The organism is Streptomyces sp., from assembly GCF_031178505.1.
GTDB classification, from domain to species: Bacteria; Actinomycetota; Actinomycetes; order Streptomycetales; family Streptomycetaceae; genus Streptomyces; species Streptomyces gulbargensis.
In genome coordinates this window covers 1-2397 of sequence record NZ_JAPSIW010000911.1, presented here as the reverse complement: position 1 = coordinate 2397, position 2397 = coordinate 1, and the positions used below count along the sequence as shown (strand labels likewise).

The following is a 2397-nucleotide window of genomic DNA, read 5'->3' as shown; positions in this document are numbered from 1 at the left end:
CGGGCGACGGCCCTGACGTCGTCCGGGGTGACGGCCGCGATGCGGGCGAGCATGTCGTCCACGGACATCTGGGAGCCCCAGCACAGCTCGCTCTTGCCGATGCGGTTCATCAGGGCGCCGGTGTCCTCCAGGCCGAGGACGGTGGAGCCGGAGAGCTGGCCGATCGCCCGCCGGATCTCCTCGTCGCCGAGGCCGTCGGAGGCGACCTTGTCGAGTTCGTCCCGGCAGATCTTCAGCACGTCGTGGACCTGGCCGGGGCGGCAGCCCGCGTACACCCCGAAGAGGCCGCAGTCGGCGAAGCCGGAGGTGTACGAGTACACGCTGTAGGCGAGGCCGCGCTTCTCCCGGACCTCCTGGAAGAGGCGGGAGGACATGCCGCCGCCGAGGGCGGTGTTCAGGACGCCGAGGGCCCAGCGGCGCTCGTCGGTGCGGGCCAGGCCCGGCATGCCGAGGACCACGTGGGCCTGCTCGGTCCTGCGGTTCAGGTGCTCGACGCGGCCCGCCGTGCGCAGGGTGCGGGACCCCTGGCGGGGGGCGACCGGGACCGCGTCGGTACGGGTCAGGGCGCCGGCCTTCTCGAAGGCGCGGCGGACCTGGCGTACCACCGTGGCGTGGTCGACGTTGCCGGCGGCGGCCACGACCAGGTGGGTCGGGTCGTAGTGCTTCTTGTAGAAGCGGGCGATCTGGCCGCGGGTGAGGGCGTTGACGGTGTCGACGGTGCCGAGGACCGGGCGGCCCAGCGGGGTGTCGCCGAACATGGTCTTCGCGAACAGGTCGTGCACGATGTCGCCGGGGTCGTCCTCGGTCATCGCGATCTCCTCGAGGATCGCGCCGCGTTCGACGTCGACGTCCTCCTCCAGGATGAGCGAGCCGGTCAGCATGTCGCACACCACGTCGATCGCCAGCGGCAGATCGGTGTCGAGGACCCGCGCGTAGTAGCAGGTGTACTCCTTCGCCGTGAAGGCGTTCATCTCGCCGCCGACCGCGTCGATCGCGGCGGAGATGTCGAGCGCGGACCGCTTGGCGGTGCCCTTGAAGAGGAGGTGCTCCAGGTAGTGGGTGGCGCCGTTGAGGGACGGGGTCTCGTCCCGGGAGCCGACGTGCGCCCAGATGCCGAAGGTGGCGGAGCGCACGGAGGGGAGCGTCTCGGTGACGACGCGGAGGCCGCCGGGCAGGGTGGTGCGGCGGACGGTGCCGATGCCGTTGCTGCCCGGCAGAAGCGTTTGGGTACGGGCGACGGCCCGCCCCTCCGTGGAGGGGCGGGCCGTCGTCGCGGAACTGCGGGACGTCACTGGTCGGCGTCGTCCTTCTCGGTCTCTTCGCCCTCGATCACGGGGATGAGGGAGAGCTTGCCGCGCTGGTCGATCTCGGCGATCTCGACCTGGACCTTGGAGCCGATCGCGAGCACGTCCTCGACGTTCTCCACACGCTTGCCGCCGGCGAGCTTGCGGATCTGCGAGATGTGCAGCAGGCCGTCCTTGCCCGGGAGCAGGGAGACGAAGGCACCGAAGGTCGTGGTCTTGACGACCGTGCCCAGGTAGCGCTCGCCGACCTCCGGCATGGTCGGGTTGGCGATGCTGTTGATCGTGGCGCGGGCGGCCTCGGCCTGCGAGCCGACCTGGGCACCGATGTAGATGGTGCCGTCGTCCTCGATCGTGATCTCGGCGCCGGTGTCCTCCTGGATCTGGTTGATCATCTTGCCCTTGGGGCCGATGACCTCGCCGATCTTGTCCACGGGGATCTTGACGGTGATGATCCGCGGGGCGTTGGGGGACATCTCGTCCGGGGTGTCGATCGCTTCCATCATCACGTCGAGGATGTGGAGGCGGGCGTCACGGGCCTGCTTGAGGGCCGCGGCCAGGACGGAGGCCGGGATGCCGTCCAGCTTGGTGTCGAGCTGGAGGGCGGTGACGAACTCCTTGGTGCCGGCGACCTTGAAGTCCATGTCGCCGAAGGCGTCCTCCGCACCGAGGATGTCGGTGAGGGCGACGTAGTGCGTCTGGCCGTCGATCTCCTCGGAGATCAGACCCATGGCGATGCCGGCGACGGGGGCCTTCAGCGGCACACCGGCGTTCAGCAGCGACATGGTGGAGGCGCAGACCGAGCCCATGGACGTCGAACCGTTGGAACCGAGGGCCTCGGACACCTGGCGGATCGCGTACGGGAACTCCTCGCGCGTCGGCAGCACCGGCACGATGGCGCGCTCGGCGAGCGCGCCGTGGCCGATCTCGCGGCGCTTGGGCGAGCCCACGCGGCCGGTCTCGCCGACGGAGTACGGCGGGAAGTTGTAGTTGTGCATGTAGCGCTTGCGGGTCACCGGGGAGAGGGTGTCCAGCTGCTGCTCCATGCGGAGCATGTTGAGGGTGGTGACGCCCAGGATCTGGGTCTCGCCACGCT

General features: G+C 69.9%; 2 protein-coding genes. Both read right to left on the bottom strand.

The annotated features are described in order from the left end of the window. Positions 1-1292: pitrilysin family protein (locus tag RIF68_RS34335; protein WP_309055391.1), on the bottom strand; the 1292-nt coding region annotated here is incomplete at its 3' end. Continuing rightward, positions 1289-2397: polyribonucleotide nucleotidyltransferase (locus RIF68_RS34330; protein WP_309055390.1), on the bottom strand; the 1109-nt coding region annotated here is incomplete at its 5' end. The genes RIF68_RS34330 and RIF68_RS34335, both read right to left, overlap by 4 nt.